Below are 24369 nucleotides of genomic sequence, written 5' to 3'. Positions count from 1 at the left end.
CGCAGAAGTCATCCACAGCCCCGCCGAGTGGCATACATATGTTTCCAGTGGCGCAGTTGTAAGGGGTGCACTCGATACATATGTATGCCACTCGGCAGAGGGGCTAGGGGGTCGGGGAGAGCCGCCTGAACGCCGCCACGATCGGGGGCAGCACCTGCGAGACCTGTGAAGCCATCCGGGCGTACGCCGCCGGTCCCTGCTGGAACGGGTCCTCGATGCCGGAGTCGTCGCCCGTACGCGCCGCGACGTCGGCCCGCCGTGAGGAAGCCAGCGCGAGGAGCCGGCCGATCGCCCCTCCCGAGCCGCTGGACAGACCGGACAGAGGCGGGCCGCCGGACAGGGTCGAGTCCCCGGAGAGGAGCGAGTCGTCAGTGGTGGCGACGGCGCCCGTGGGGGCGACGGCGCCCGGAGCGTCCGCCACCAGGTCGCTGAAGTCGTCGATCGCGAAGACGTAGCGCAGCCCACGCGGCGCGGTGCGGACCACCGACCTGCGGTGTTCTCTGGTCGCGGTCAACACGAGGTCGGCCCCCTCGACCATCGCGGGGGTGAGTTGTCGCGCCACGAACCCTTCCGCATCGACGCCGGCCTGCGAGAGCAGCTCGGCCGAACCGTCCTGCATGGGTTCCCCGGCCAGCGCCTGGGTGCCGGCACTTGTGACGGTGACGCCGAGGTCGCCGATTTCGGCACGCAGCAGGCGCTCGATGTAGGGCGAGCGGCAGACGTTGCCGGTGCACACGATGAGCACGGCCCCAGCATCAGTCATGCCTGAATGGTAGGCCCACGCGGCAGTGGCCGCGAAAGTAAAGAATGCGTCAAGAATCAGTGCTGAAAATACAAATAAGGCCGATGTGCACTGGTGATCTGCCCGCCTTGCAAAAGAGACCATCCCTTAAGGCGACTGGACCCCCGAAACGGCTGTTAGCGTCTACCGCGTTCTGCCCGCCAGGCTGCCCGTTCAGCGACGGCCACCCTCCTCGAGAGGTCTGCCATATGGTTACGCTTCCGCCCTGGGATGACCGTCGTACGACGGGTCGGCACCGACCGGTGGAGTGCGACTGCACCAACTGACTCCACAGTAACTTAGCGGACGCAGCGACGGGCTCATCTCGGGGGAGAGCACCCCGATCGGCATGACACAGCGTCGCCAGTCTGCCGTCGCCAATTCGAGCGACGCTCCATTCTTATTGATCAGTTCGAAAGGTTTTCCGTGGATCTCCGGACCTATCTGCGAGTGCTGCGCAAGCGGTGGAGAATTGTCGTGGCAACCGTGGTTGTCATGGTCGCTCTCGCGTCGGCATACACGCTGGCGAGCACAAAGACCTACCAGTCCACTGCACAGTTCTTCGTCTCGACATCCGATTCGAGCGACTCCGCTCAATTGGCCCAGGGCAGCACGTTCAGCCAGGCGCGGGTGACGTCGTACACCCAGCTCGTCACCGCCCCGGTGGTGCTGCAGCCGGTGATCGACGAGCTGAAGCTGCCGATGACCGCCGCCGAGCTCGGCACCCAGGTCTCGGCCACGGTGCCGCCCAACACCGTGCTGATCAACGTCGCGGTGACCGACAAGAGCGCCTACCAGGCGCAGCGCATCGCCGCTGCGCTCGCTCAGCAGTTCCCGAAGACGGTCGAGGGCATCGAGCGGGTCTCGGTCACGTCGCAGAGCCCGGTCAAGGTGACCACCACCAAGACGCCGATCGTCAACAGCGGTCCGGTGAGCCCCCGACCGGTGCGCAACGTGCTGCTCGGCCTCGTGCTCGGTCTGCTGCTCGGCATCGGCTTGGCCGTGCTGCGCTCGCTGCTGGACAACCGGGTCCGCACCAAGGAGGACGTCGAGGAGCTGTCCGACAACCTTACGGTGATCGGCACGATCCCCTTCGACACCGACGCGGCGAAGCACCCGCTGTTGCTGGCGTCCGACACCCACTCCACGCGTTCGGAGTCGTTCCGGTCGCTGCGCACCAACCTGCGGTTCGTCGACGCCGCCCACCACAACCGGATCATCGTCATGACCTCGGCGCTGGCCGGCGAGGGCAAGACCACGACCACCGCCAACCTCGCGCTGACCCTGGCCGAGAACGGCGTGAGTGTCTGCCTCATCGAGGGCGACCTGCGGCGTCCGCGACTGCTGGACTACCTCGGTCTGGAAGGAGCGGTCGGCCTGACCGACGTGCTCATCGAGCGGGCGACGCTGGCCGACGTGCTGCAGCCGTACGGCAAGCACCGCCTGTCGGTGCTCGGCGCCGGCCAGCTGCCTCCGAACCCGAGCGAGCTGCTCGGCTCCCCCGCCATGAGCGAGACGTTGCGACGCCTGAGCGAGCAGTACGACTACGTGCTCATCGACGCCCCGCCGCTGCTGCCCGTCACCGACGCCGCGGTGCTCAGCACCTTGGCGACCGGGGCCGTCGTGGTGGTCGGAAGCGGTCTGGTCAGTCGTGACCAGCTCAGCACCGCGCTGGAGTCCTTGCGCGCTGTCAACGGCACCGTGCTCGGTGTGGCGCTCAACCGCGTCCCCCGCGCCAACCGAGTGGCCGGCTACTACGACTACTACTCCTACCGCCCGAACCCGGCGGACGACGGCACTCGCGCCGCAAGCCGTGCCAAGTCCGATCACGCCTCGAGCAGGAAGTAACGAAGGACCATGGAGCAGCACAGCGCGGAGGGGCAGGCCGCGCACCCACTCGTCGTGGAGCACGAGCCCACGCCGCGTACGACGCTGCCCCTGAACTCACGCAAGCGCGAGTGGCTCGTCCAAGGGGGTTGGGCGTCCGCTGACGCGGGCGTCGTGATCCTGGCGACGTACGCCGCATCGTGGTTGCGCTACGACCTGGACTTCGACCGGTTCTTTACGGTCGCGATCCTGAATTTCGCGATCGTGGCGGCACTCGTGCACGTGGCGGCCGGGATCGCCGCCGGCCCTTATCGGATCGGCCACCAGCGCGGGTCGTTCGAGGAGACCGCGGACATCGGCCTGACGGTCCTCTTCGACGCCGCGTTGCTGGTCCTGATGATGATGGCCACGCCGTGGTTCCACATGGTGCCGCGCAGCTTCGCGCTGCTGGTGCCGGCGCTGGCGCTGGTCGGCATGTTCACGTTGCGCTTCATCGTGCGCTCCTACCGATGGGGTCGCACCGTGTCGAGCGAGAGCACCCAGAAGGTCATCGTCTTCGGTGCGGGCGAAGCGGGCCGACGGCTCGTGCGCGACCTGCGCCGCGACGGCCATGCGACGTACGCGCCCATCTGCCTGCTGGACGACGACCCGCGCAAACGGCACCTCAAGATCGACGGTGTGCCGGTGCGCGGCGGCCGGGGACGGCTGCGCGAACTGGCCGAGGCGAGCGGGGCGACCGCTCTGGTCATCGCGATCCCGTCGGCCGACACCGACCTGATCCGCGACCTTCGTGCCCTGGCCGCCGACGCGGATCTCGACGTGCTGATCCTGCCCACGCTGAGCGAGTTGATGGGCGCCAACCCGCGTAAGGGAGATCTGCGGCGGCTCAACCTGGAGGACCTGCTCGGTCGTCGCCAGGTCGTGCTGGACGAGACCGCGATCGCCGAGTCGATCAACGGCAAGACGGTCCTGGTGACCGGCGCCGGCGGTTCGATCGGCTCCGAACTGGCGCGCCAGATCTCGCGATTCGGCCCGAGGAAGCTGATCCTGCTGGACCGCGACGAGTCCGCGCTGCACGGGGTGCAGATGAGCATCACCGGGCGTGCCCTGCTGGACGACGGCACGCTTGCTCTGGTCGACATCCGCGACCTGGATGCCCTGCGCAGCGTGTTCGCCCGCGAGCGCCCGCAGATGGTCTTCCACGCGGCGGCCCTGAAGCACCTCACGTTGCTCGAGCAGTACCCGCTGGAGGGCTGGAAGACCAACGTCCTCGGCACCATGAACGTGCTGCAGGCGGCGCGCGAGGTCGACGTCGAGACATTCGTCAACATCTCCACCGACAAGGCCGCGCGCCCCACCTGCGTCCTCGGCTACAGCAAGCGCATCGCCGAGCGGCTGACCGCGCACTTCTCGGAGAGGAACGCCGGCCGCTACGTCAGCGTCCGCTTCGGCAACGTGCTGGGCTCGCGCGGGTCGGTCATCACCGCGTTCACCGCGCAGATCGAACGCGGGGGTCCGATCACCGTGACCCACCCGGACGTCGAGCGCTACTTCATGCTCATCCCGGAGGCGAGCCAGCTGGTGCTGCAGGCGTCCGCCATCGGCCGCGACGGGCACGTGATGGTGCTCGACATGGGCACTCCGGTGAAGATCGTCGACGTCGCCAAGACGCTGATCGAGCTGTCCGGTGAGCGCGACGTGAGGATCGTCTACACCGGCCTGCGGCAGGGCGAGAAGTTGACGGAGGAGCTCTTCACTCCTGGCGAGGACATCCGTCAGTCCCCCCACCCGCTCGTGAGTTACGTCGACGTGCCACCGATCTCAACCAGTTCTGTCCTCACTGCGGAGCCGCAGGACGGCGCCGAGGCGACCGCGCGGATGCGCTACGAGGCCACCGAACCGATCCATGTGAGGGAACAGGCGTGACACGCATCCATCTCTCCAAGGCGGACGTGTCCGTCCTGGAGGAGTCCCTCGTGCTGGAGGCCCTACGCTCCGGTTGGGTCGCTCCCCTGGGCCCGATGGTCGACCGCTTCGAGGCCGAGGTCGCGCAGAAGGTCGGCGTCGAGCACGCTCTTGCACTCTCCTCCGGTACGGCGGCGCTGCACCTGGCCCTCCTGCACCACGGTGCGGGCCCGGGCACCGTCGTCCTACTCCCCTCGATGACGTTCGCGGCCACGGCCAACGCGGTGCTCTACACCGGCGCGGAGCCGGTCTTCGTCGACGCCCGGCTGGACGACGCCAACCTCGACGTCGATCTCACCCTCGAAGCCGTCGACGAGTTGGCCGCTCAGGGCCGGGAGGTCGCGTGCGTCCTGTCGGTGGATCTCTTCGGACGCAGCGCGGACTACCACTCCCTGGTGCCGGCCCTCGCGCAGCGCGGCATCCCGCTCGTCGAGGATGCCGCCGAGGCGCTGGGCGCCACGCACCGCGGGAAGGGCGCCGGGTCGTTCGGCACGGCTGCCGCGCTGTCCTTCAACGGCAACAAGATTATGACGACTTCGGGCGGCGGCATGCTGCTGAGCAACGACGGCGACCTGATCGACCGAGCCCGTTACCTCTCGACGCAGGCCCGCCAGCCGGCCCCGTGGTACGAGCACACCGAGATGGGCTTCAACTACAGGCTCTCCAACATCCTGGCCGCGATCGGCGTCGCCCAGCTCTCCCGCCTGGACGAGATGATCGCGCGCCGTCGCGCACACCGCCAGCGGTACGTCGACGCGCTCGGAGGGCTGCCCGGCGTGCGTTTCCTCGGGCGCGGCGATGGCCTGTCCGACGCTGAGGACAACTGCTGGCTCACGTGCATGGTGCTGGCCCCCGACCACCCGGTGAGCGCGAACGATGTGATCGCCGGCCTCGAGGCCGCGGACATCGAGGCGCGGCACCTGTGGAAGCCGATGCACATGCAGCCGCTCTACGCCAAGAGCCAGATGTTCGCGGGCGGGGTGTCCGAGTCGCTCTTCGCCTCGGGGATCACGCTGCCGAGCGGATCGGCCCTCGCGAGCGACGACATCGACCACGTCATCGACATCGCGTCGACCCTGATCCGGCAGTAATGCCCACCTCCGCTGTCGCGAAGCGGGCGTTCGATCTGGCGCTCGCGGTGCCCGCCCTGGTGCTCACGGCTCCTGTCCAGGTCGCGGTCGCCGTCGCCGTACGCCGCCGGCTCGGGAGCCCGGTGCTCTTCCGCCAGACCCGACCCGGCTTGCACGGCCGACCGTTCCGGATGCTGAAGTTCCGCACCATGGTCGATCCGGACCCGGCGCGCGGCTTGGTCACGGATGCCGAGCGCCTCACGCCGTTCGGTGCCGCATTGCGGGCGACCAGCCTCGATGAGTTGCCCGCGCTGTGGAACATCGTGCGCGGTGACATGTCACTGGTCGGCCCGCGGCCGCTGCTGATGCGCTACCTCGACCGCTACTCCCCCGAGCAGGCCCGTCGTCACCACGTGAAGCCCGGCCTCACCGGGCTGGCGCAGGTCTCCGGGCGTAACGCGGTCGAGTGGGACGAACGGCTGCGGCTGGACGTGCACTACGTCGACAACCACTCGATTCCTGGTGACCTGCAGCTGATCTGGCGCACCATCCGACCGGTGGTCTCCCGCGACGGGGTCACCGCGTCCGGATCGGTCTCGATGACGGAGTTCATGGGCAGCGAGGTGGCCCGATGATCCGCGACCTCGTCGTCGTCGGATGCGGGGGCTTCGGGCGCGAGGTGCTGGAGATCGTCGCCGCGATCAACCGGGACCGGGCCGGTTGGCACATCGTCGGCGTGCTCGACGACGAGCCGCGCGACACCGACCTGCGCCTGCTCAAGGAGCGCGACGTCGACCACCTCGGGGGTGTCGGGGTGCTCGCCGACCTGCCGTCCACGACGTACGCGGTGCTCGGCATCGGATCACCCGCCGCGCGCCGCGTCATCAGCGCGCGTCACCCGGATCGGCGGTGGGCGACGCTGGTGCACCCCGCAGCCACCCTCGGCTCCGATGTGACTCTGGCGCCGGGCGCCGTGATCGCGCCCGGGAGCCGTCTGAGCACCCACATCGACGTGGGCGCCCACGTCCAGATCGACCAGAACGTCACGGTGGGCCACGACACCCGGCTCGGCGACTTCTGCCGCCTCAACCCACAGGCCTGCATCTCAGGGAGTGTCGACATCGGCGCCGGCGCGTACGTCGGGGCGAACGCCACCGTCCTGCAGGGACTGCATGTCGGCGACGACGGCATCGTCGGCGCCGGAGCGGTGGTCGTGCGCGACGTGGCCCCGCACACCACAGTGAAGGGCGTGCCTGCTCGATGAGAATCGGATTCGTCACCCAGTGGTTCCCACCGGAGGCCGGCACGCACCTCGCGGAGTCCATCGCCACCGGCCTTGCCGGTCGCGGTCATCACGTCGACGTGCTCACCGGATTTCCGAACTACCCGACGGGACGACTGGCGCCCGGCTACAAGATGCGTCCCTATCTTCGCGAGAATCATTCCGAGCGGGTAACAGTCCACCGGGCGCCGCTGTATCCGAGCCACGACAGTTCAGCGGTCCGGCGAATGATGAACTACGGCAGCTTCGCTGCCTCGTCCGCCGCGGTCGGCAGGTTCAAGATGCCGACCCCCGACGTCTGGTTGACCTACTCGTCGCCGGCGACAGCGGCACTCGCCGCAGTCGTCGACAAGACCTTCACGTCCCGCCCGAACTGCCTGGTCATCCAAGACCTGTGGCCGGACAGCGTGACCGACAGCGGCATGATGCCCGCACGGGCCAGATCTGTGGTGCGCCCCGTGCTCGACCGATTCTGCTCACTGGCCTACCGCCGTGCCGACGCGATCGGAGTCATCTCACCGTCGATGCGCGAAATCCTTGTATCCCGAGGCGTGCCGGACGGCAAGATTCTCGACACTCCCAACTGGTCGTCCGACGACCTGCTGCGGCCCCACCAGGCGTCCACCCCCGAAGCGCGCGAGCGACTGGGCCTGCCGTCCGGGCGTCTCTTCATGTACGTCGGGAACCTCGGCCACCTGCAGGCCTTGGAAGGCATCGTCGAGGCCTTCGGGATGTTCCCAGAGGCGCACCTCGCGTTGATCGGGGACGGCGTTCGCCGCACACCGATCGAGGAACTCGTCGCACAGAAATCCATCACCAACGTGCATGTGCTCGGCCCGCGGCCGGTGGCCGAGGTGGGTGACTACATCGCGGCGTCCGACGTGCAGATCGTCTCCCTGCAGGACACCCCGCTGCTGCGCGCGACGATGCCGAGCAAGATGCAGTTCTCCCTGGCGGCGGCCCGGCCGGTCCTTGCGCACGCCGGCGGAGACGTGGCCGCGATCGTCCGCTCCGAAAATGTCGGGGCGGTCGCACGGCCTGGCGTTCCTAATGACCTGCGGGCGGCCATTCGGCTGCTGTCATCAGCCGACTCGGCGGAACTCTTGGCGATGGGTCGACGGGCACGTGCCGTCTACGAAGCTCGCTTCACCCAGGAAGCCGGGCTCGACAGGCTCGAACAGATGCTGCACCACGCGACTCGCTTGACACCTCCTGCACAGGACCTCACCCTTCACGTTCAAAGGACAAGCTCTTGAAGATCACCCTGACCGGGTCCGCCGGGTTCCTCGGCTGGCACACCCGCGCCCGACTACACACTCTCACCGACCATGAGGTCACCCCCGTCACCCGGGAGAACTGGTCGCAGCTGAAGTCCCTCGTAGCCGAGAGCGACGCAGTCCTGCACCTCGCTGGGGTCAACCGCGCGGACACCGACGACCAGGTCGCCTCGGGCAACCTCGATCTCGCTCGTGACCTTGCCGATGCCGTGCGCTCCATCGACCGCCCCATCCGGATCGTCTACGCGAGCTCGACTCAGGTCGGAAACGGCTCGCCGTACGGGAAGTCCAAAGAAGAGGCCGGCGAGTTGCTGCGCGCAGCGGCTGCCGACGTCGGCGGCGTGTATGTCGAGGTGCGCCTGCCCGGCGTCTTCGGGGAGCACGCACGCCCGCACTACAACACCTTCGTGGCCACGTTCATCGAGTTACTCGGCAGGGGTGAACAGCCGTCGGTCAACGACAACCCGGTCGAGTTGATCCACGCCCAGGCGGCAGCCGCGGCGCTCATCGAGGGGCTGAGCAGCCGTGACCGGTTGATCCGGGCGCACGGACACCAGACACGGGTGCCCGAGGTCCTCAGCCTGCTGGAGTCGTTCCACGACATCTACGGTCGGGGAGAGATTCCCAAGCTGCCCACCCAGTTCCACACGGATCTGTTCAACACGTACCGGGCAGCCCAATTCCCGGCGAAGTATCCGTTCTCGCTGATGGTGAACGCCGACAACCGCGGCGAGCTCATCGAGACCATGCGCGCCCACGGCAGCGGCGGGCAGTCGTTCGTGAGTTGGACGCACCCGGAGCAGACGCGCGGTGAGCACTACCACCTGTCCAAGATCGAGCGGTTCGTCGTCCTCAGCGGCCACGCGCACATCTCCCTGCGCAAGGTGCTCACCGATGAGGTGATCACCTTCGATGTCACCGGCGAGCGGCCCGCGGTCATCGACATGCCGACCCTCTGGGTGCACAACATCACGAACGTCGGCACCGAGCCTCTGATCACGATGTTCTGGGCCGATCAGCTCTTCAACCCTGCGGCGCCCGACACCTACTGGGAGCCCGTCGAGAAGGCAGTCGCTGCCGTATGAAGGTGATGACGATCGTCGGGACCCGGCCGGAGATCATTCGACTCGCACGGGTCATCGTCCGGCTCGACGAGACCGTGGACCACGTCCTGGTGCACACGGGCCAGAACTACGACTACCAGTTGAACGGGGTGTTCTTCGAGGACCTCGGTCTGCGGTCACCGGACCACTTCCTCGAAGTCGACACCTCCAGCCTCGGGCATGTCCTCGGCGAGACCCTGATCAAAATCGAGCAGGTCCTCATCGCTGAGCGCCCTGACGCCGTGCTCATCCTCGGCGACACGAACAGCGCCATCGCCGCCGTAATGGCCAAGCGCATGCGGATTCCCGTGTACCACATGGAGGCCGGGAACCGCTGCTTCGACGAGAACGTGCCCGAGGAGACGAACCGGCGCCTGGTCGACCACGTCGCCGACTTCAACCTGGTCTACACCGAGCACGCACGCCGCAACCTGCTCGCCGAAGGCATCCACCCCCGCCGCATCCTCAAGACCGGTTCACCGATGCGCGAGGTGCTCCAGTCCTACCGCACGCAGATCGACGCTTCGACCGTCCTTGCAGACCGTGGGCTGACGTCGGGTCAGTACCTGCTGGTCAGCGCTCACCGCGAAGAGAACGTCGACTCCCCCGATCGCCTCCGCAGCCTGCTCGCCGGCCTGCACGCCGTCCAGGCGTCCCAGGGTCTCGACGTGTTCGTCTCGACGCATCCGCGGACGCGCAAGCGTCTCGAGGCACTTCCGGATTGGTCAGAGTCGCCGCACATCACTTTCAGTGACCCACTGGGCTTCCACGACTACAACAAGCTCCAGCTCAATGCCGCGTGCGTGCTGAGCGACTCCGGCACCATCGCGGAGGAGTCCTCACTGCTGGGCTTCCCGGCGGTCACGCTGCGAGACGCCATCGAGCGCCCCGAAGCTTTGGACACCGGGTCGATCATGATGACCGGGTTGAACGCGGACGATATGGTCGCCGCCGTGTCGCTCGTGCGGTCCGGCAACCAGAGCGGCGAAACAACCGACATTCCTGAGGACTACCTCATCGCTAACACCAGCGAGCGCACCGTGAAGTTCATCCTCTCCACGGCTCACCGCCACCACCAGTGGTCCGGTCTCAGGAGTCGGTGACCGATGCTGAACAGACTCCTGCCGCGCGACAGCGCCACCTACCGGACGATCCGCTCGGTCCGCAGCCGCTCGATCCACCTTGTGAAGCGTCTCTCCGACGTTGATCCAACGGCCTACATCCATCGCAGCGCGTACGTGCCTCGCGATCTGAAGGCCGGGCCCTACGTCTTCATCGGGGCCGACTGCTGGCTCGCTCCTCAGACGACCGTCGGTGCCTACACGATGTTCGCGCCCCGGGTCGGAATCGTGGGCGACGACCACGTGTGGGACCAGGTGGGTGTGCCCATCCAGTTCACGGGCCGGCCCACACAGCAGAAGACCGAGATCGGAATCGACGCGTGGATCGGCTACGGCGCCATCCTGATGCGCGGCACGCACATCGGGGATGGAGCGGTTGTCGCGGCCGGTTCAGTCGTTACGTCCGACGTGCCTGAGTTCGAGATCTGGGGTGGTGTTCCGGCCCGCAAGATCCGAGACCGATTCACCTCCGAAGATCGCGCCGCGCACCGCGCCGCACTCAAGCTCGACAATGTTGCAGTGCGCTTCGCCGCACCCCAACGGCTGGGAGCGCCGAATGCCTGACGCGAAGGCACGGGTCCTGGTCGTGGCCGGTTACTTCGACTGGTTCAGCGGTTACCAGGAGACCGTCTTGGCTCGTGCGTTGGCACGTCTCGCCGATACAAGCGTGCTAGCAGGAAACCTCGTGAGCCCGATCTTCTCCGACGACCACCTGCGTCGGATAGGACAGGACCGCACGTACGAGCCTGGAACGACGCTGGAGAATGGCGTGAGCATCACCCGCCTCCCGGTCCGCGAGCTGCGATCGATGGTGTGGTCGAGCCAGGTGGCCAAGGCGGTCACCGCAGGCGACTACGACCTCGTGGTCCAAGTGATGCCAGGACAACTCCTGCCGGCGGGGGCGTCGTTGGGACGCGCACGACGGCGTGTCTCCCTCTACGGCGACAACGCAGCCATGTATGCCGGGCTGTCCAAGCGCGCCGCGCGTGTCAAATTCACAGCGTTCGCTGCCACCAAGGGAATCCTGTACAGCCTCGTCAACTCCCGTGCGGACGCGGTGTACGGATACACCCCGGACACCCTTGAACGCCTGCGGTGGTTCGGCGTAAAACGGACGATGAAGCTCCTGCCCCTCGCGTTCGACAGCACCGTCTACGCGTTCGATTCCACGACGCGAAGGCGGACTCGGGATAGCCTCGGGCTGTCGTCACATGACATCGCCATTATCGCTGCGGGCAAGATTCAGCCGCAGAAGAGGCTGGATGCGCTTGTCGACGCGGTGTCGAACCTCCGTAGCGAGCACCCGAATCTGCGGCTCGTCCTGGTCGGCTTGGACTCGACGGATACATCTCGAGCCCTGCAGGATCGTATCGAGGGCGCCGGCCTGTCCGATGCGACGATTATGAAACCTTTTGTCGGAGCATCTGAACTGAATGCACTGTTCAATGCGGCAGATATCGGCGCTTGGCCGGCGATGCCCGCCATCACCATCCAGCAAGCCATGGCCACTGGCCTCACCACGGTGATACCCGACAACAGCTTCACGAGCCACCTGCTGAGTGCCGGGACATCAGCGCTGGCTCTTCATGGAGACTCGCTCAGTGAGAGTCTCACCGAAACCCTGGCCGTGGCAATCAACACTCGAACTCGGACCGATCACGAGCGGACAGCGCTCGCTGACGGGAGCGCCTGGTTGTGCTCCGACACCATCGCCGCACAACTTCTGGAGGGCGCGCCGTCATGACCAACACAACTGTGAGAGCTCCGTTGTCAGCCCTCCCACGTGACGAGAACTTGCGATATGCAGTTCTTCTTTTGCCCACCTTGTTCGCCTATACCGCGATATTGAAATGGACGTACGAGTTCAAGATATCGCCGGTTTACTACTATCTGGGCGAGCAGTATCGAGAGCCACCGGCAGGCCACTACGCGGTCAGCTTTGCGATACTCTATCTGGTCGGACTATTCCTGCCACGCCGGCTCTCGGGCGTTTCTCAATTCACCCTGTGGATACTCTATGTGCTGATGATTGTTCCCTTGATGCTGGTGCCCCTATACGCAGACATCGCACCTGTTGGAACAGCTTTCAATATCTCAATGATTAGCGCTGGGACATTCCTATTCATCCTCGCGCTTGTCAAGGTCTTGCCGAAGGACCTTGTCCCCGTCCTCCCGATGCGGGAGGAAGTATTCTGGATCATTATTATCGCGATCACCACATGTTCGTACCTCTACATCTTCAGCGTCACTCATTTTCAAATCGCTTCGCTCGACCTCACCAAGGTCTACAACATCCGCGACAACTACCGTGACACGATTGTTTCTTCCGGACCCCTGCTGGGATACATCGTCAGACTACAGGGAAATGTGATCAACCCTTTCCTGATCACGCGTGGCCTCACGGGCGGTCGAAAGGTAAACCTTCTGGTCGGCATTGCAGGACAGTTTGTCATTTATTCCGTGACAGGTTACAAACTGACAATTCTGTCCGTGATCGCAACGTTCCTGATCGTCGTCTACCTGCGCAATAGAGAACGAGCCAGCAGCTTGGTTCTCGGCGCGGGGGCTGCAGTTCTGGTTCTTATCGCTGTGGCGGTAGACGTAGCTCGCAACACCTCTACGTTCGCAGCCATCTTCGTCGACCGTTTCATCCTGGTGTCCGGAAACCTACCGTCTGCGTATTTTCAGGTCTTCGGTAGTCAGCCACGAGTCGAATGGCGCGACAGTTTCCTGTCCGTACTGGGCGCGTCGCCGTTAGCCACTAACCCTGCGTACACCGTGGGTAACTACCTGACCGGCAATTCCCACGTCTTCGCCAACAGCAACTACGTCGCCGACGGGTACGTCAACCTGGGCGTCCTAGGCATCGTGATCGAGGCCGCGGTGGCGGCCGTCCTCATTTCGGTGTCGTCGAGTGCAGCCCGGAGGCTGCCCCTCGCAATGTCAGCCGGTGTTCTCTTCACGCCCATCGTGGCCCTGGTGAACTCGAGTCCCATCACCGCGATCCTCTCAAACGGATTCGCGCTGAGCGTCCTGCTTTTCGTCTTTGCGCCACGATCACTATGGTCTCTGCGGCAGGAGATACCTGTCGAGGCCAGCGACGAGCAGGACGCGCTTGATCACGAGGTCGAAGCGCTGGCCAAACCCGTATAGAGGGCGCGGACAACGTTGAAGTTGTTCGTGTCACCCTCGTACAGCGAGTGTCGCGTCCCTGTCACGTTCAACCTGTACGCGACGACGCCATCCGCAAGGTGCTGCTGGACTACCTGGCGCAATTGCGGAATGAGTTGATTGACATATCCGACGTCGGCCGCGCCCGGCGTGTCGGCTTCGATTCCGAAACGAGAGCAATAGAACATCGTGATGAGTTGCAGCGGCTTCACAACGCTCCACTGTGCACCGGGAGCGGTCGCAAAAGACCAGCTCGTGCCACTCCCCTGCAACAAATGAGTGACACCTCCTCCACTCGCGAGATCGACACTGTCGACGAATACAGCCAACGCGCGGCCCACTGCCGACTTCGTGATGTCCAAGCCCAACGTCACGCGGTTCGATCCACTGGAGGCGGGCACCGATGCGGTAAACACCGAAGCACCGTCCTTTCTGGTCTGACGGCTCGTGGTGATCGCTTTCCCGTTGAGGGTCAGCTTCACCGAATACGTGGTGCCGTCAGACCCTGACCTGTCATCTGCGAGAGCGATGGATAGGCGACGGCTCGCTCGCGCTGGCAACAAGCTCGTACTGGCGTGCACCGACTTGGTCACGGAGGTGCGCGCTGCGGGCTTGAAGTCCGCTTGCCAGCACTGAGAAAGCCCGGCGCACCCGGTCACCGCACGAATACGCGCTGTCGTGCTGGCCAGCCCCTGGGCATCGGTCGTGTTCTGCCGGGCATGCCGAATCTGACCGGGACCGGCAAATGCGTAGATAATGCCGTCCACGGCCGCGCGAAACGACGGGAGCACACGCGTTGCACCGATCACGTCCTGGCCATAGACCAGAGCATAAAACCGCATCCATGGAGCTGTGCTACGTGCGGCATCGCGCATCTGCATCAACGTGGAAAGGGTGAACTTGCCGGGGGGCGAGCCGGCTTCTGCGAAATTGGATGAGATATCGTCCATCGCGATTCCCACAATCGCCGGATGGGTCACGGCGACGGTTCCGATGCTCCTGAACCATTTTTCGTAGTTCCAGCCGAATGGTCGGTATGTTGATTCGACGGATTCGCTCGGTGGAACCAGGTACACAACAACCTTGATTCCTTTTTTCGCAGCCTGAGCAGCGAATGAAGGCAGCTTGTCCCAGCGGTCCTGGCTCACTCCTTGGGTCGCTGTCGCCGGCTGGGATGTCGTTCGTGGATTTCGATCCCAGATCAGGTAGTAGTAGGTGTCGGCATGTACCGCCACCGTCTGGGCAAGCGTCTGGTTCACGTCAAGGTGGCCAGACGAATCGGTGACCGCGCTGGAGTAAAGACCCCGGTGGAGCTGAGGCTGAGCCGACTGTGACGGAGCATGCTGGGGGTTCACTTGCAAACTGCGCGACCCGGGCGAACGAACGGCCCATGTGACGATGGGGACCAAGGCGATCAGAGCAATGAGCGCAATGATTGCGGACTTGATGCCCGGTCGGCTCCACAATCCGTGCATGTCAGTTGATCTCACCGACGACCCCATCTGTTTGCAACGTGTATTCCTTGAGGTCGAAAGTACCGGTGTGTCTCACTGCTCTCCAGGATAGGTACCAGACGATTGCATACATGAGGGCGGTCGCTGCTCCGAGGATCCACATGGTCGCCGTCGCGCCGTATCCCAGCTTCCACCCGGTCCAAACTGCTCCCGAGCATGCGGCGAGTCGGGCAATATCCCAGACGAACTGCTGCAGGTTCTTCTCCATGACGATGAGGGTCTGCGACAGCGGGGACGCGACCATCTGCACGACGAGTCCGACGGCGAGCGCCCGGGCGTACTGCCCGCTCGTCTCCCATCGGCTGCCGAGCACGAGAGAAAAGCCCAGGGGACCCGCCGCCATCACGATGGCGGCGATGACCACACCAACTAAGGCCAGCCGTTTGGACGTGCGCGTGAAGAGCGGGGCGAGCTGAGCGCTGCCCGTGCGCTTTGCCTCACCGAATTCACCGAGGTAGACCTGTGCCAGGGTGGTGCCGAGAAGTCCGATGGGCAGCGCGAGGATCCTCTGCGTCATGCCGAGCCAACCTGACACCTCGACGCCGAAGAGGGCCGAAGCGATCAGCACAGGGGCTTGCAGGCCCAGAGTGTTCAACAGGCCTGCGGGTGCGAGCAACAGAGGGAACGACCGGTAGCGGCTGAGCAGACTGCGAGCGCTGGCACGGTGATCAGGTCCCGCGTCGGCGTTCTGCCGCACGCTGAGGGCAAGGGTGGCGACGCCTACGCCCTGACCGATCGCAAGACCCATGGCCAGTCCCTGCGCACCGAGCCCGAGGAAACCACCGGTGATTTGCGCTACGAGGGTTGCGGCTGCCTGCAGCAGGCTGCGGCGCGCGATCGCTCCATACGCCTTCTGGCGGATCGCCAACTGGTTGAGCACGGCGAAAGCTCCGACTTCCGCCGCCACGACCGGCACCCACGGCAGCAGGTTCGCCACCGCGTGCCCCTGGCCGAGCGCAGAGGCTATCGGCCCTCGCAGGAACCACGTGACGAGCAGCCCGAGGAGTCCGAGACCCGCGCACATCCGCAGGCCCAGGGTCGCAAGGTCCCACGCATGCCGCTCTTGTTGTGGGAGAGGGATCGCCAGTTCCAGTCGCAGCGCGGCGACGGTCCCGAGCGGCAGGATCGCCGCGGTGATGACCGCGAAGGCCCCGTACTGCACAGGCGGGAAGAGTCGACCGAGGATCGGCGATGCCAGCAGCGCGAGCAGCTGTCCGCCAGCAACTCCGCCCACGATCGCGATCAGTCCCCTGCGTGCCGGGGACCAGCCGGCCAGACGCGCCCGCATCGTCAGGGTGTCGCCTCGAGCAGGACGGTGCGACCCTCCGCGGCTGACTCAATGCAGCCCTGGGCGACGCGAACGGTCTCCAGCCCCTGCTGCAGGGTGACGATATCCGCGTCCTTGCCGAGCACGGCATCACGGAAGTTCTCGTGCTCGACGCGCAGCGGCTCGGGCTTGGCGATGGCGTAGCGCGTGATATCGCCCTCCGATACCCCACGGAAACGGCTGATGTCGTCCCACGTGGTCTCGACCTGACCGTTCGCGTAGTACGTCAGGTCGGCGGTCAGCGTATCGGCGACGAAGGTGCCCTTCTCCCCCGTGATGACGGTGGTGCGCTCCTTCAGCGGCGACAGCCAGTTCACCAGGTGGTTGGTGACAGTGCCCTCGGAGAGCTGGCCGACGACGGCGACCAGGTCTTCGTGCTCGCGGCCCGAGCGGTGCGCCGTACGCGCCGACACCGAGGTGTACGCCTGCTGGGTCACCCACGCGGTGAGGTCGATGTCGTGGGTGCCGAGGTCCATCACCACGCCCACATCGGCGATGCGCCCCGGGAACGGGCCCTGGCGCCGGGTGACGAGCTGGAATACCTCTCCCAGGTCACCGGCTTCGATACGGCTTCGCGCCGACTGCAGCGCCGGGTTGTAGCGCTCGATGTGCCCCACGCCGCCTAGGACACCGCGACTGTCGAACTCCTTCGCCAGCTGCTCCGCGGTCTCGAGGCTCTCGGCCAGCGGTTTCTCGATGAGTGCATGCACTCCGGCTTCGGCCAGAGCGGTGCCCACCAGGAGGTGGTACGCCGTCGGCACCGCGACCATGCAGTAGTCGACGCCCACCGCGATGAGCTCGTCGATGCCGGACAGCACCTCGCGGCCGCCGGCGACGCCGAACTTGTCCCCGCCGGGGTCCGCCACGGCCACCAGGTCGACGCCGTCGAGGCTGCCGAGCACCCGGGCGTGGTTGCGCCCCATCATGCCGAGCCCGATCAGGCCCGCGCGCAGGTTCGCCATCTCAGGCACCTGCCGCAGCGAGCGCGTTCACGGCGCCGACGATCCGGCCGAGATCGTCCTCGGACAGCGACGGGTGCACCGGCAACGAAAGGCATTCCGCGGCGGCCTTGGCCGTCTCCGGCAGCTCGACGTCCACCTGGAACGGGCGCAGTTCGTGGTTCGGCACGGGGTAGAACATCCCCGAGCCGATGTTGTACTCCTCGCGCAGTGCCTTGGCGAAGCCGTCCCGGTCCTGCGGCACCCGGACCGTGTACTGGTGGTAGACGTGCACGGCACCATCGGCAACGGGCGGCGGGGTGACCCCTTCGAGATTCGCGGTCAGGTACGCCGCGTTCTCCTGCCGCTGCTTGGTCCAGCCGCCGACCTTCTTCAGCTGCTCACGACCGATCGCCGCGTGGATGTCGGTCATCCGGTTGTTCAGCCCGACGACCTCGTTGTGGTACTGCTGCGCCATCCCCTGGTTGCGGTAGAGGCGAAGCAGCCGCTCGGTCTCGGCGTCCGCCGCGGTGACCATGCCGCCCTCACCCGAGGTCATGTTCTTGGTCGGGTAGAGGGAGAACATCCCGAACTTGCCGAACGCGCCGACCGGAGTGCCGTTCAACGACGCGCCGTGCGCCTGCGCTGCGTCCTCGAAGACGGCCAGACCGTGCCGGTCGGCGATCGCGAGCAGCTGCTCCATCTTCGCCGGATGGCCGTAGAGGTGCACCGGCATGATGGCGACGGTGCGCTCGGTGATCGCCGCCTCGACGGCGGCCGGGTCGAGGCAGAAGTCGTCCGCGCTGATGTCCGCGAAGACCGGCGTCGCGCCGGTCAGCGCGACGGAGTTCGCGGTGGCGGCGAAGGTGAACGACGGCACGATCACCTCGTCACCGGCCTTGACCCCTGAGGACAACAGCCCCAGGTGCAGACCCGAGGTGCCGGAGTTGACCGCAACGCACGCGCGGCCGAGTCCAAAGTGCTCGTCGAACTCCTCCTCGAACGCCTTCACCTCCGGGCCCTGAGCGAGCATCCCGCTGCGCATGACCCGATCGACGGCTGCGCGCTCCTCGTCGCCGATGATCGGCTTCGCCGGTGCGATGAAATCCGTCATTGTGCTGATGCCTCCGTCAGTTGTTCATGGTGTTCGAGATAGCGCTCCCCGGTCTCGGGGCAGCGCCAGGTGTGGTCATCGATCTGCTCCAGTGGCACGCCCGCTCGGCCCACCCAGCGGATGCGCCGCGCCGGCACGCCGGCGACGAGAGCGAAGTCGGGCACGTCCTTGGTCACCACGGACCCCGCGGCGACCATCGCCCACCGGCCGATCGTCACCGGCGCCACGCAGACCGCGCGGGCACCGATGGAGGAGCCGGTCCGACACGTGACACCGACCGCCTCCCAGTCGTCGCCGCGCTTCAAGGCGCCGTCGGGGCTGATCGAGCGGGGGTAGTGGTCGTTGGTGAAAACGACTGCGGGGCCGACGAATACCCCGTCCTCGAGGACTGCCGGCTCGTAGACCAGCGCATAGTTCTGCAGCTTGCAGGAGTCACCCATCCGCACGCCCGTCCCGACGTACGCGCCCCGGCCCACGATGCAGTCCGCGCCCAGGACCGCGTCCTCACGCACCTGCGCCAGATGCCAGATCGACGAACCGTCGCCGATCCGTGCGCTCTCGGCGACATCGGCAGATTCGACGATCCTCGGCGGCGTCCTCATGCCGAAGCGGATGGCTGACCGACCACCAGGAACGCCGCGTCCAGGAACCTCGACCGGTCCAGGATCCTGCGTCCGTCGACGATCACGCGCGCGCCGGGCACCTGCTCGGGCGAGAGGTCGGCGTACTCGGCGTGGTCCGCCTGCACGATGACGACATCGACCTGCTGGCCGTACTCGTATGCGTCCCAGCCGAATCGACCAAGCTCACCGGCGGAATACATCGGGTCATGCACTGTCACTTTGGCACCGGCCTCCCGCAATGAATCGACCGTCGCGAAGACCCCGGAGAACGCCGTCTCCTTGACTCCTCCGCGATAGGACGCACCGAGCACGACCGCGGACATCCCGGCAAGGCTGCCGCCGGCGGCGCCCGTCGCAAGCCCGACCGTGTAGGCCGGCATCGCGGCGTTCGCCTCGCGGGCCGAGCGCACGACCGTGGCGTCGGGGTCGTTCCAGAGGTAGAGGCGCGGGTAGACCGGGATGCAGTGTCCGCCCACGGCGATCCCCGGCTGGTGGATGTGGCTGTAGGGCTGGGAGTTGCTGGCCTCGATCACCTGGTAGACGTCGATGCCGTTGGCGGCGGCGAACCGACCGAACTGGTTCGCCAGACCGATGTTCACGTCGCGGTACGTCGTCTCGGCCAGCTTCGCCATCTCGGCGGCTTCCGCCGAGCCGAGGTCCCACACACCGTTGCCGCGGGCGAGGTCAGCGCGCTCGTCGAACTGAAGCACCTGCTCGTAGAACGACGTCGCCGCCTTGGCGCCCTCGGGGCTCAGGCCACCGACGAGCTTGGGGTACTTGCGCAGGTCGGCGAACACCCGACCGGTCAGCACGCGCTCGGGTGAGAAGACGAGGTGGAAATCGCGCCCTTCGCTCAGCCCGGATCCTTCCTCGAGCATCGGCTTCCACCGGGAGCGAGTCGTGCCGACCGGCAGCGTCGTCTCGTAGACCACCAGCGTGTCCGGCCTCAGGCCGCGCGCGATGTCCGCGGTCGCCGAGTCCATCCAACCGAAGTCCGGACGCGCTTCGTCGTCCACGAAGAGAGGGACCACCACCACGACGGCGTCACTCTCGGCGACAGCGGCTGCGGTGTCGGCCGTTGCACTCAGATTCCCGGCGCTCACCGCCTCGGCGAGGTAGTCCGCCAGGTGCGCCTCCCCCGGGAACGGCTCCGTGCCGGCGTTGACCTGATCGACGACCTGGGTGTTGACGTCGGCGCCGAAGACGCGGTGACCGCTTCGGGCGAACTGGACAGCGAGCGGCAGGCCGATTTTGCCCAGCCCGACAACTGCGATCTTCACAAGAACTGCTTCCATGAGCCGGTCAGAACGCCTGAAAGGGTAATCGCGGCGTGGCCCTCGAAAGCGCTTCGCAGGCTGGTCAACACGTAGTCCAACCCAGATCTTTAACTCCACCAGAAGCTTTACATTCCGGTAAGTTCGGCGGTTTTCCACCACCCGGCCGCGTGGGGTGTGACGCGGGTCTCAGGTCGTCTGGAGCGCGGCCTCGACGGCCTTCGCGAGCGCCCGGTATCCATCGGCGTTGGGGTAGACGCCGCCGGTGCTCAGCAGGCCCGTCTTGCCGCTGAGCGGGGAGCCGACGTCGACGTACTGGCCGCCGACCTTCGCGACGGCGGTGCGCACGTCTGTGCCGAGCACGGCGAGCCCCGCCGGGTAGGACGTGGAGTCCCAGAACGGCGACACGGCCACGATCCGCGCCTTCGGCAACTGCTGGCGCAGCTCCTGGAAGACCTTCGGGATGTTCGTGGCGGCCCGGTTCTGGTTGGTCATGTCATTGCGCCCGCCGGACACGATGACGACGTCGGGGTGCGCGGCGACCGCGCGACTGACGACCTGCAGGTAGTCCGGGCACCCGTTGGCGGGGCAGTCGGCGGCGTGGAACTCCTTGCCGTACCCGGTGCCGCGGTAGCCCACGTTGACCTCGCGCCACCCCTCGCGCTGGGCCAGCAACGTGGTCCACTTCGTGCCACCGCCGCCGACGCCCGTCGTATAGGAGTCCCCGATGAACACCGCGGTAAGCGGAGCGGTCGTCGTCGTTCCGGTGGGCCCCCCGGCTGTGCTCGCGGTAGCAGTCGGCGTACTCGCTGCCGACGGCGAGGCGTTCGCCGAGCCTGCAGCGCCTGCGCTCCCGTCGGCGATGGCCACCCCCGCGATAACCACTGCCGCGATCGCCCCCACCGCCAGTGTCGCGTCGGGCAGACCTTGACGCACCGCCGACGTGAGGCGCGTGCTGCGACGGGCGGTGGCGCGGGGCATTCGACATCCTTGCTCGGCGGGCGGGTCGCCTCATCATGCCATCGGCCTGCACGCCGACTGCGGACCGCGGACCGCGGCATTTCCGTCCTCAAGAGGAGGTCCACGCACCTGCTGCCCTCGCACTCCGGGCGTTGTCACACCCGCGCCATACGCTATACACATGTTCGATCCACAGCAGACCATCGATCCGGAGAGCTCCTCGCCGCTGTCCAGCAGTGAGATCCGCGCCTGGCTGGTGCGGCTGCTGGGAGTCGATTACTGCCTGTCCGGTGCCGAGCGGATCGACCAGATTGCCGCACTGGAGCATCTGAAGGGTGCTGCTGCTGCAGCCCAAGCAACCCTGACCGTCGACCACTACGACGAGCAACGGGCCGCCGACCAGTCACGCGGCATCCGCCAGGCCGACACGGCACGCTCCGTGGGGGGCGAGGTCGCGCTGGCGCGCCGTGAATCGCCGTCCCGCGGCTCACGGCACCTCGGCCTGGCGCGCGCCCTCGTCGACGAGATGCCGCACACGTACGGCGCGTTGCGCCGCGGTGAGATCAGCGAGTGGCGAGCCGCCATCGTCACGCAGGAGACCGCCTGCACCACCCGGCAGATTCGCGGCATCGTCGACGAGCAGCTCGCGCCAGACCTGGCACGGTTCTCCGACCGGCGCGCGCACGCGATGGCCGCCGGCCTCACCGCCCAGCAGGATGCCGCAAGCGTCGTCGCCCGACGCTCGCGCGCCGTCGCGTCCCGGCGGGTGTCGGTGCGACCGGCGCCGGACGGCATGGCGATCCTGACCGCCGTGCTCCCCTGCGCCGATGCGATCGCCGCGCACCTGGCGCTGCAGCACCAGGTGGACAGGGACACCACCGACCGCGCCCACGGCTCGCGCGGACAACGGATGGCCGACCTGTTCGTTGCGCTCCTCACCGGGCGCGAGACCGCCGGCCCCTGCGACGTACGCCTCAACCTGGTCATGGACACCGAGACGCTCTTCGCCGGCGGCAGCACCCCGGCCCGACTGGAGGGCTACGGGTCGATCCCCGCCGACCTCGCCCGCCAGCTCGTCGGAGCGAAATCCGGCCCCGACCTGAACGACGCGCGAGTCACCCTCCGGCGCCTCTTCACCTCACCGGGTGAGGGCGACCTGGTGCAAATGGAGACCACAGCTCGTGCGTTCACCGGGCTGCTGCGTGAGCTGGTGACGGTGCGCGACGAGGTCTGCCGCACGCCGTACTGCGACGCACCCATCCGACACATCGACCACATCCAGTCGCACGCCACCGGGGGACCTACCTCCTACGCCAACGCGCAAGGGCTCTGCGAGCAGTGCAACTACCGCAAGGAGCATCCCGGCTGGCACGCCGCCCGCGCACCGGGCGACGGATACCGGCACGGAGTGCACACCATCACCCCCACCGGTCACGTCTACCGCAGTGAGCCGCCGCCCTCCCCGACCCGGCATCGCTCACGACTCGAACACGCATTGGCCAAGCGAATCGACGTCGCCCCGCTCTCCGGCGACCTATGTCTCGAATACGGGTGAGATAACTACACATGAGTAACTTACGCCACGTAAAGTTAACCAGATTCTTAGCCCCCGAAATTTAGTACGACGGACGTACTTTTCAACTACCGACCGCTTTGCGGCCGTGCCGACCTGGCTCCCACGCCGGTCGACCAGCACGTCCAAGGGGAAGAGCTCATGAGAAGAGCATCAGCAGTCGTCGTCGCCAGCACGGTCCTCGCAGGGTTCACCCTGACCACCCATCCGCCGACCGCCTCGGCGGCAACGGCGACGCCGGCACCTGTCGGCTACTCCGCCTACGGATACGGCACCTACGTCAGCTCGTCTCTGGCAGCTCTGAATTCGGGAGCCACCGCGTACTCCGGGATCGGCTGCACCACGACCTCCAACCTCTCCACCTCCAACCAGGTGGCATCGGTCGACCTGGGCAGGGTCGGGAAGGTCGGCACGGACTACAGCCAGAGCCGCAGCATCCTGGACTCCTCCGGGCGCACCTCGCAGGGCATCTCGCAGATCTCCGGGGTCAACCTGCTGGGTGGTCTCATCACCTCCACGTCGGTGAAGACTACGACCCGCGCCACCTACACACCGACCAAGACGTCGTACGGCTCGAACAGCACCGCGTTCGTCGGCATCAAGGTCGCCGGCAAGGGCTTCGCGGTAGGGGTGGGCCCCAACACCAAGGTGGCCATCGCACTCGGCGGCAAGCCCTTCGCATCGGTGGTTCTCAACGAGCAGTCCCAGGCCAAGGTCAACGGCCTGACCCAGGCGGTCACCACCGCGATCCACGTCACCGTGACGGCGTCCAACAACATGGGGCTGCCCATCGGCACGACCGTCTACATCGGCCGTTCGTACGCCGGGTTGAAAGGCACGCCGGCTGGTTTCGCGACCGGCTCGGCATACGGCACGGAGGCGACCCTCGCCGGCGCGGTCAAGAGCGGGCCCACCGCACTCGCCGGCGTCGCGTGCGATGGGGGTGACCGCACCGTCGGCGTTGCTTCGAGCGCGATCCCGAGCCTGCTGAGTGTCGGGGCGGTCAAGAGCACCACCTCGTCGGTGACCACGCCGAAGCTGACCAGCTCGGCGGCCGATCAGATCACCGGGCTCAACGTGGCCAGTTCGCTGATCAGCGCTCGGACCATCACGGCGTCGACCAGCACGAGCCGGGCGAGCTTTACCTCTGCGGCGACGTCGACCGACGGCTCCGGGTTCGTCGGGCTCAAGATCGCGGGGAGGCCCACCATCACCGACTCGGTCAAGCCGAACACGACGATCAATCTCGACCAGCTCGGGACGGTGACCCTGCACAAGGTCACCAAGACCACGACCGGCATCCGAGTGGTGATGGTCTCGATCACCCTCAACCGGGCGCTCGGCACACTCGCCAAGGGCACGGTCATCGACATCGGCGTCTCGAACACGGGAGTGCAGAACCGCTGACGCCTTCGACGCGAGCAGGACGAGAGCCCCGGACCAGCGCTG

22 protein-coding genes are annotated in these 24369 nt (G+C 66.5%); 14 read left to right on the top strand and 8 right to left on the bottom strand.

Features of this window, described 5'->3' with window-relative positions; genetic code table 11:
* Positions 1 to 103: 103 nt before the first annotated feature.
* Positions 104 to 763: a hypothetical protein gene (locus J4030_RS11665; protein WP_208049404.1), complete on the bottom strand. Its 660-nt coding sequence runs from the start codon at positions 761 to 763 to the stop codon at positions 104 to 106.
* A 444-nt stretch (positions 764 to 1207) separates the two neighbouring features.
* Between J4030_RS11665 and J4030_RS11660 the strand changes: the two genes are divergently transcribed.
* From J4030_RS11660 to J4030_RS11610, 11 genes are read left to right on the top strand one after another with little or no spacing between them, the layout of a single operon-like run.
* On the top strand, positions 1208 to 2629 hold the full coding sequence (locus J4030_RS11660; RefSeq protein ID WP_208049403.1) for a polysaccharide biosynthesis tyrosine autokinase: 1422 nt from the start codon (positions 1208 to 1210) through the stop codon (positions 2627 to 2629).
* Between the two features lie 9 nt (positions 2630 to 2638).
* On the top strand, positions 2639 to 4534 hold the full coding sequence (locus J4030_RS11655) for a nucleoside-diphosphate sugar epimerase/dehydratase (RefSeq protein ID WP_208049402.1): 1896 nt from the start codon (positions 2639 to 2641) through the stop codon (positions 4532 to 4534).
* Entirely contained in the window at positions 4531 to 5664 is a 1134-nt protein-coding gene (locus tag J4030_RS11650; protein ID WP_208049401.1) for a DegT/DnrJ/EryC1/StrS aminotransferase family protein, read from the top strand. The genes J4030_RS11655 and J4030_RS11650 overlap by 4 nt, the downstream gene beginning before the upstream one ends.
* Positions 5664 to 6278: a sugar transferase gene (locus tag J4030_RS11645; protein ID WP_208049400.1), complete on the top strand. Its 615-nt coding sequence runs from the start codon at positions 5664 to 5666 to the stop codon at positions 6276 to 6278. The genes J4030_RS11650 and J4030_RS11645 overlap by 1 nt, the downstream gene beginning before the upstream one ends.
* Positions 6275 to 6907, top strand: a complete 633-nt coding sequence (locus J4030_RS11640) for an acetyltransferase (protein ID WP_208049399.1) — start codon at positions 6275 to 6277, stop codon at positions 6905 to 6907. Before J4030_RS11645 ends, J4030_RS11640 begins: the two co-directional genes overlap by 4 nt.
* Positions 6904 to 8181, top strand: a complete 1278-nt coding sequence (locus tag J4030_RS11635; RefSeq protein WP_208049398.1) for a glycosyltransferase family 4 protein — start codon at positions 6904 to 6906, stop codon at positions 8179 to 8181. The genes J4030_RS11640 and J4030_RS11635 overlap by 4 nt, the downstream gene beginning before the upstream one ends.
* Positions 8178 to 9287, top strand: a complete 1110-nt coding sequence (locus J4030_RS11630; RefSeq protein ID WP_208049397.1) for an NAD-dependent epimerase/dehydratase family protein — start codon at positions 8178 to 8180, stop codon at positions 9285 to 9287. The genes J4030_RS11635 and J4030_RS11630 overlap by 4 nt, the downstream gene beginning before the upstream one ends.
* Entirely contained in the window at positions 9284 to 10408 is a 1125-nt protein-coding gene (wecB, locus tag J4030_RS11625; protein ID WP_208049396.1) for a non-hydrolyzing UDP-N-acetylglucosamine 2-epimerase, read from the top strand. Before J4030_RS11630 ends, wecB begins: the two co-directional genes overlap by 4 nt.
* Positions 10409 to 10411: 3 nt before the next feature.
* Entirely contained in the window at positions 10412 to 10990 is a 579-nt protein-coding gene (locus J4030_RS11620) for a DapH/DapD/GlmU-related protein (protein ID WP_243763255.1), read from the top strand.
* Entirely contained in the window at positions 10983 to 12170 is a 1188-nt protein-coding gene (locus tag J4030_RS11615; protein ID WP_208049395.1) for a glycosyltransferase family 4 protein, read from the top strand. The genes J4030_RS11620 and J4030_RS11615 overlap by 8 nt, the downstream gene beginning before the upstream one ends.
* The gene (locus J4030_RS11610) at positions 12167 to 13579 is read left to right on the top strand and encodes a hypothetical protein (RefSeq protein ID WP_208049394.1); all 1413 of its coding nucleotides are present in this window, start codon (positions 12167 to 12169) and stop codon (positions 13577 to 13579) included. The genes J4030_RS11615 and J4030_RS11610 overlap by 4 nt, the downstream gene beginning before the upstream one ends.
* On the opposite strand, the gene J4030_RS11605 is transcribed toward J4030_RS11610, so the two are convergent.
* The 7 genes from J4030_RS11605 to J4030_RS11575 all read right to left on the bottom strand — a co-directional run bounded on the left by J4030_RS11605 (position 13546) and on the right by J4030_RS11575 (position 21122).
* Positions 13546 to 14856 carry a hypothetical protein gene (locus J4030_RS11605; protein WP_208049393.1) on the bottom strand — a complete coding sequence of 437 codons (1311 nt, stop codon included), beginning with the start codon at positions 14854 to 14856 and terminating at the stop codon, positions 13546 to 13548. The two genes, J4030_RS11610 and J4030_RS11605, sit on opposite strands and share 34 nt — an antisense overlap.
* 217 nt (positions 14857 to 15073) lie before the next feature.
* On the bottom strand, positions 15074 to 16399 hold the full coding sequence (locus J4030_RS11600; RefSeq protein ID WP_208049392.1) for a lipopolysaccharide biosynthesis protein: 1326 nt from the start codon (positions 16397 to 16399) through the stop codon (positions 15074 to 15076).
* Between the two features lie 2 nt (positions 16400 to 16401).
* Complete coding sequence (locus J4030_RS11595) at positions 16402 to 17400, bottom strand: Gfo/Idh/MocA family protein (protein WP_208049391.1); 999 nt, start codon at positions 17398 to 17400, stop codon at positions 16402 to 16404.
* A gap of 1 nt (position 17401) precedes the next feature.
* On the bottom strand, positions 17402 to 18490 hold the full coding sequence (locus J4030_RS11590; RefSeq protein ID WP_208049390.1) for a DegT/DnrJ/EryC1/StrS aminotransferase family protein: 1089 nt from the start codon (positions 18488 to 18490) through the stop codon (positions 17402 to 17404).
* The gene (locus J4030_RS11585; RefSeq protein WP_208049389.1) at positions 18487 to 19092 is read right to left on the bottom strand and encodes an acyltransferase; all 606 of its coding nucleotides are present in this window, start codon (positions 19090 to 19092) and stop codon (positions 18487 to 18489) included. The genes J4030_RS11590 and J4030_RS11585 overlap by 4 nt, the downstream gene beginning before the upstream one ends.
* On the bottom strand, positions 19089 to 20393 hold the full coding sequence (locus tag J4030_RS11580; protein ID WP_208049388.1) for a nucleotide sugar dehydrogenase: 1305 nt from the start codon (positions 20391 to 20393) through the stop codon (positions 19089 to 19091). The genes J4030_RS11585 and J4030_RS11580 overlap by 4 nt, the downstream gene beginning before the upstream one ends.
* A 183-nt stretch (positions 20394 to 20576) precedes the next feature.
* Positions 20577 to 21122, bottom strand: coding sequence for an SGNH/GDSL hydrolase family protein (locus J4030_RS11575; RefSeq protein ID WP_208049387.1), 546 nt, complete (start codon positions 21120 to 21122; stop codon positions 20577 to 20579).
* On the opposite strand from J4030_RS11575, the gene J4030_RS11570 reads away from it, so the two are divergent.
* The 3 genes from J4030_RS11570 to J4030_RS11560 all read left to right on the top strand — a co-directional run bounded on the left by J4030_RS11570 (position 21115) and on the right by J4030_RS11560 (position 24327).
* The gene (locus J4030_RS11570) at positions 21115 to 21318 is read left to right on the top strand and encodes a hypothetical protein (RefSeq protein ID WP_208049386.1); all 204 of its coding nucleotides are present in this window, start codon (positions 21115 to 21117) and stop codon (positions 21316 to 21318) included. The two genes, J4030_RS11575 and J4030_RS11570, sit on opposite strands and share 8 nt — an antisense overlap.
* A gap of 210 nt (positions 21319 to 21528) precedes the next feature.
* Positions 21529 to 22902, top strand: a complete 1374-nt coding sequence (locus tag J4030_RS11565; protein ID WP_208049385.1) for an HNH endonuclease signature motif containing protein — start codon at positions 21529 to 21531, stop codon at positions 22900 to 22902.
* Positions 22903 to 23061: 159 nt separating this feature from the next.
* Positions 23062 to 24327, top strand: coding sequence for a choice-of-anchor P family protein (locus J4030_RS11560; RefSeq protein ID WP_208049384.1), 1266 nt, complete (start codon positions 23062 to 23064; stop codon positions 24325 to 24327).
* The last annotated feature ends 42 nt before the right edge of the window (positions 24328 to 24369 follow it).

Origin of the sequence: Allobranchiibius sp. CTAmp26 (genome assembly GCF_017565405.1) — a bacterium.
Lineage (GTDB): Bacteria > Actinomycetota > Actinomycetes > Actinomycetales > Dermatophilaceae > Allobranchiibius.
The sequence above is the reverse complement of the archived record's forward strand: the minus strand, read 5'-3'. Positions and strand labels throughout refer to the sequence as shown.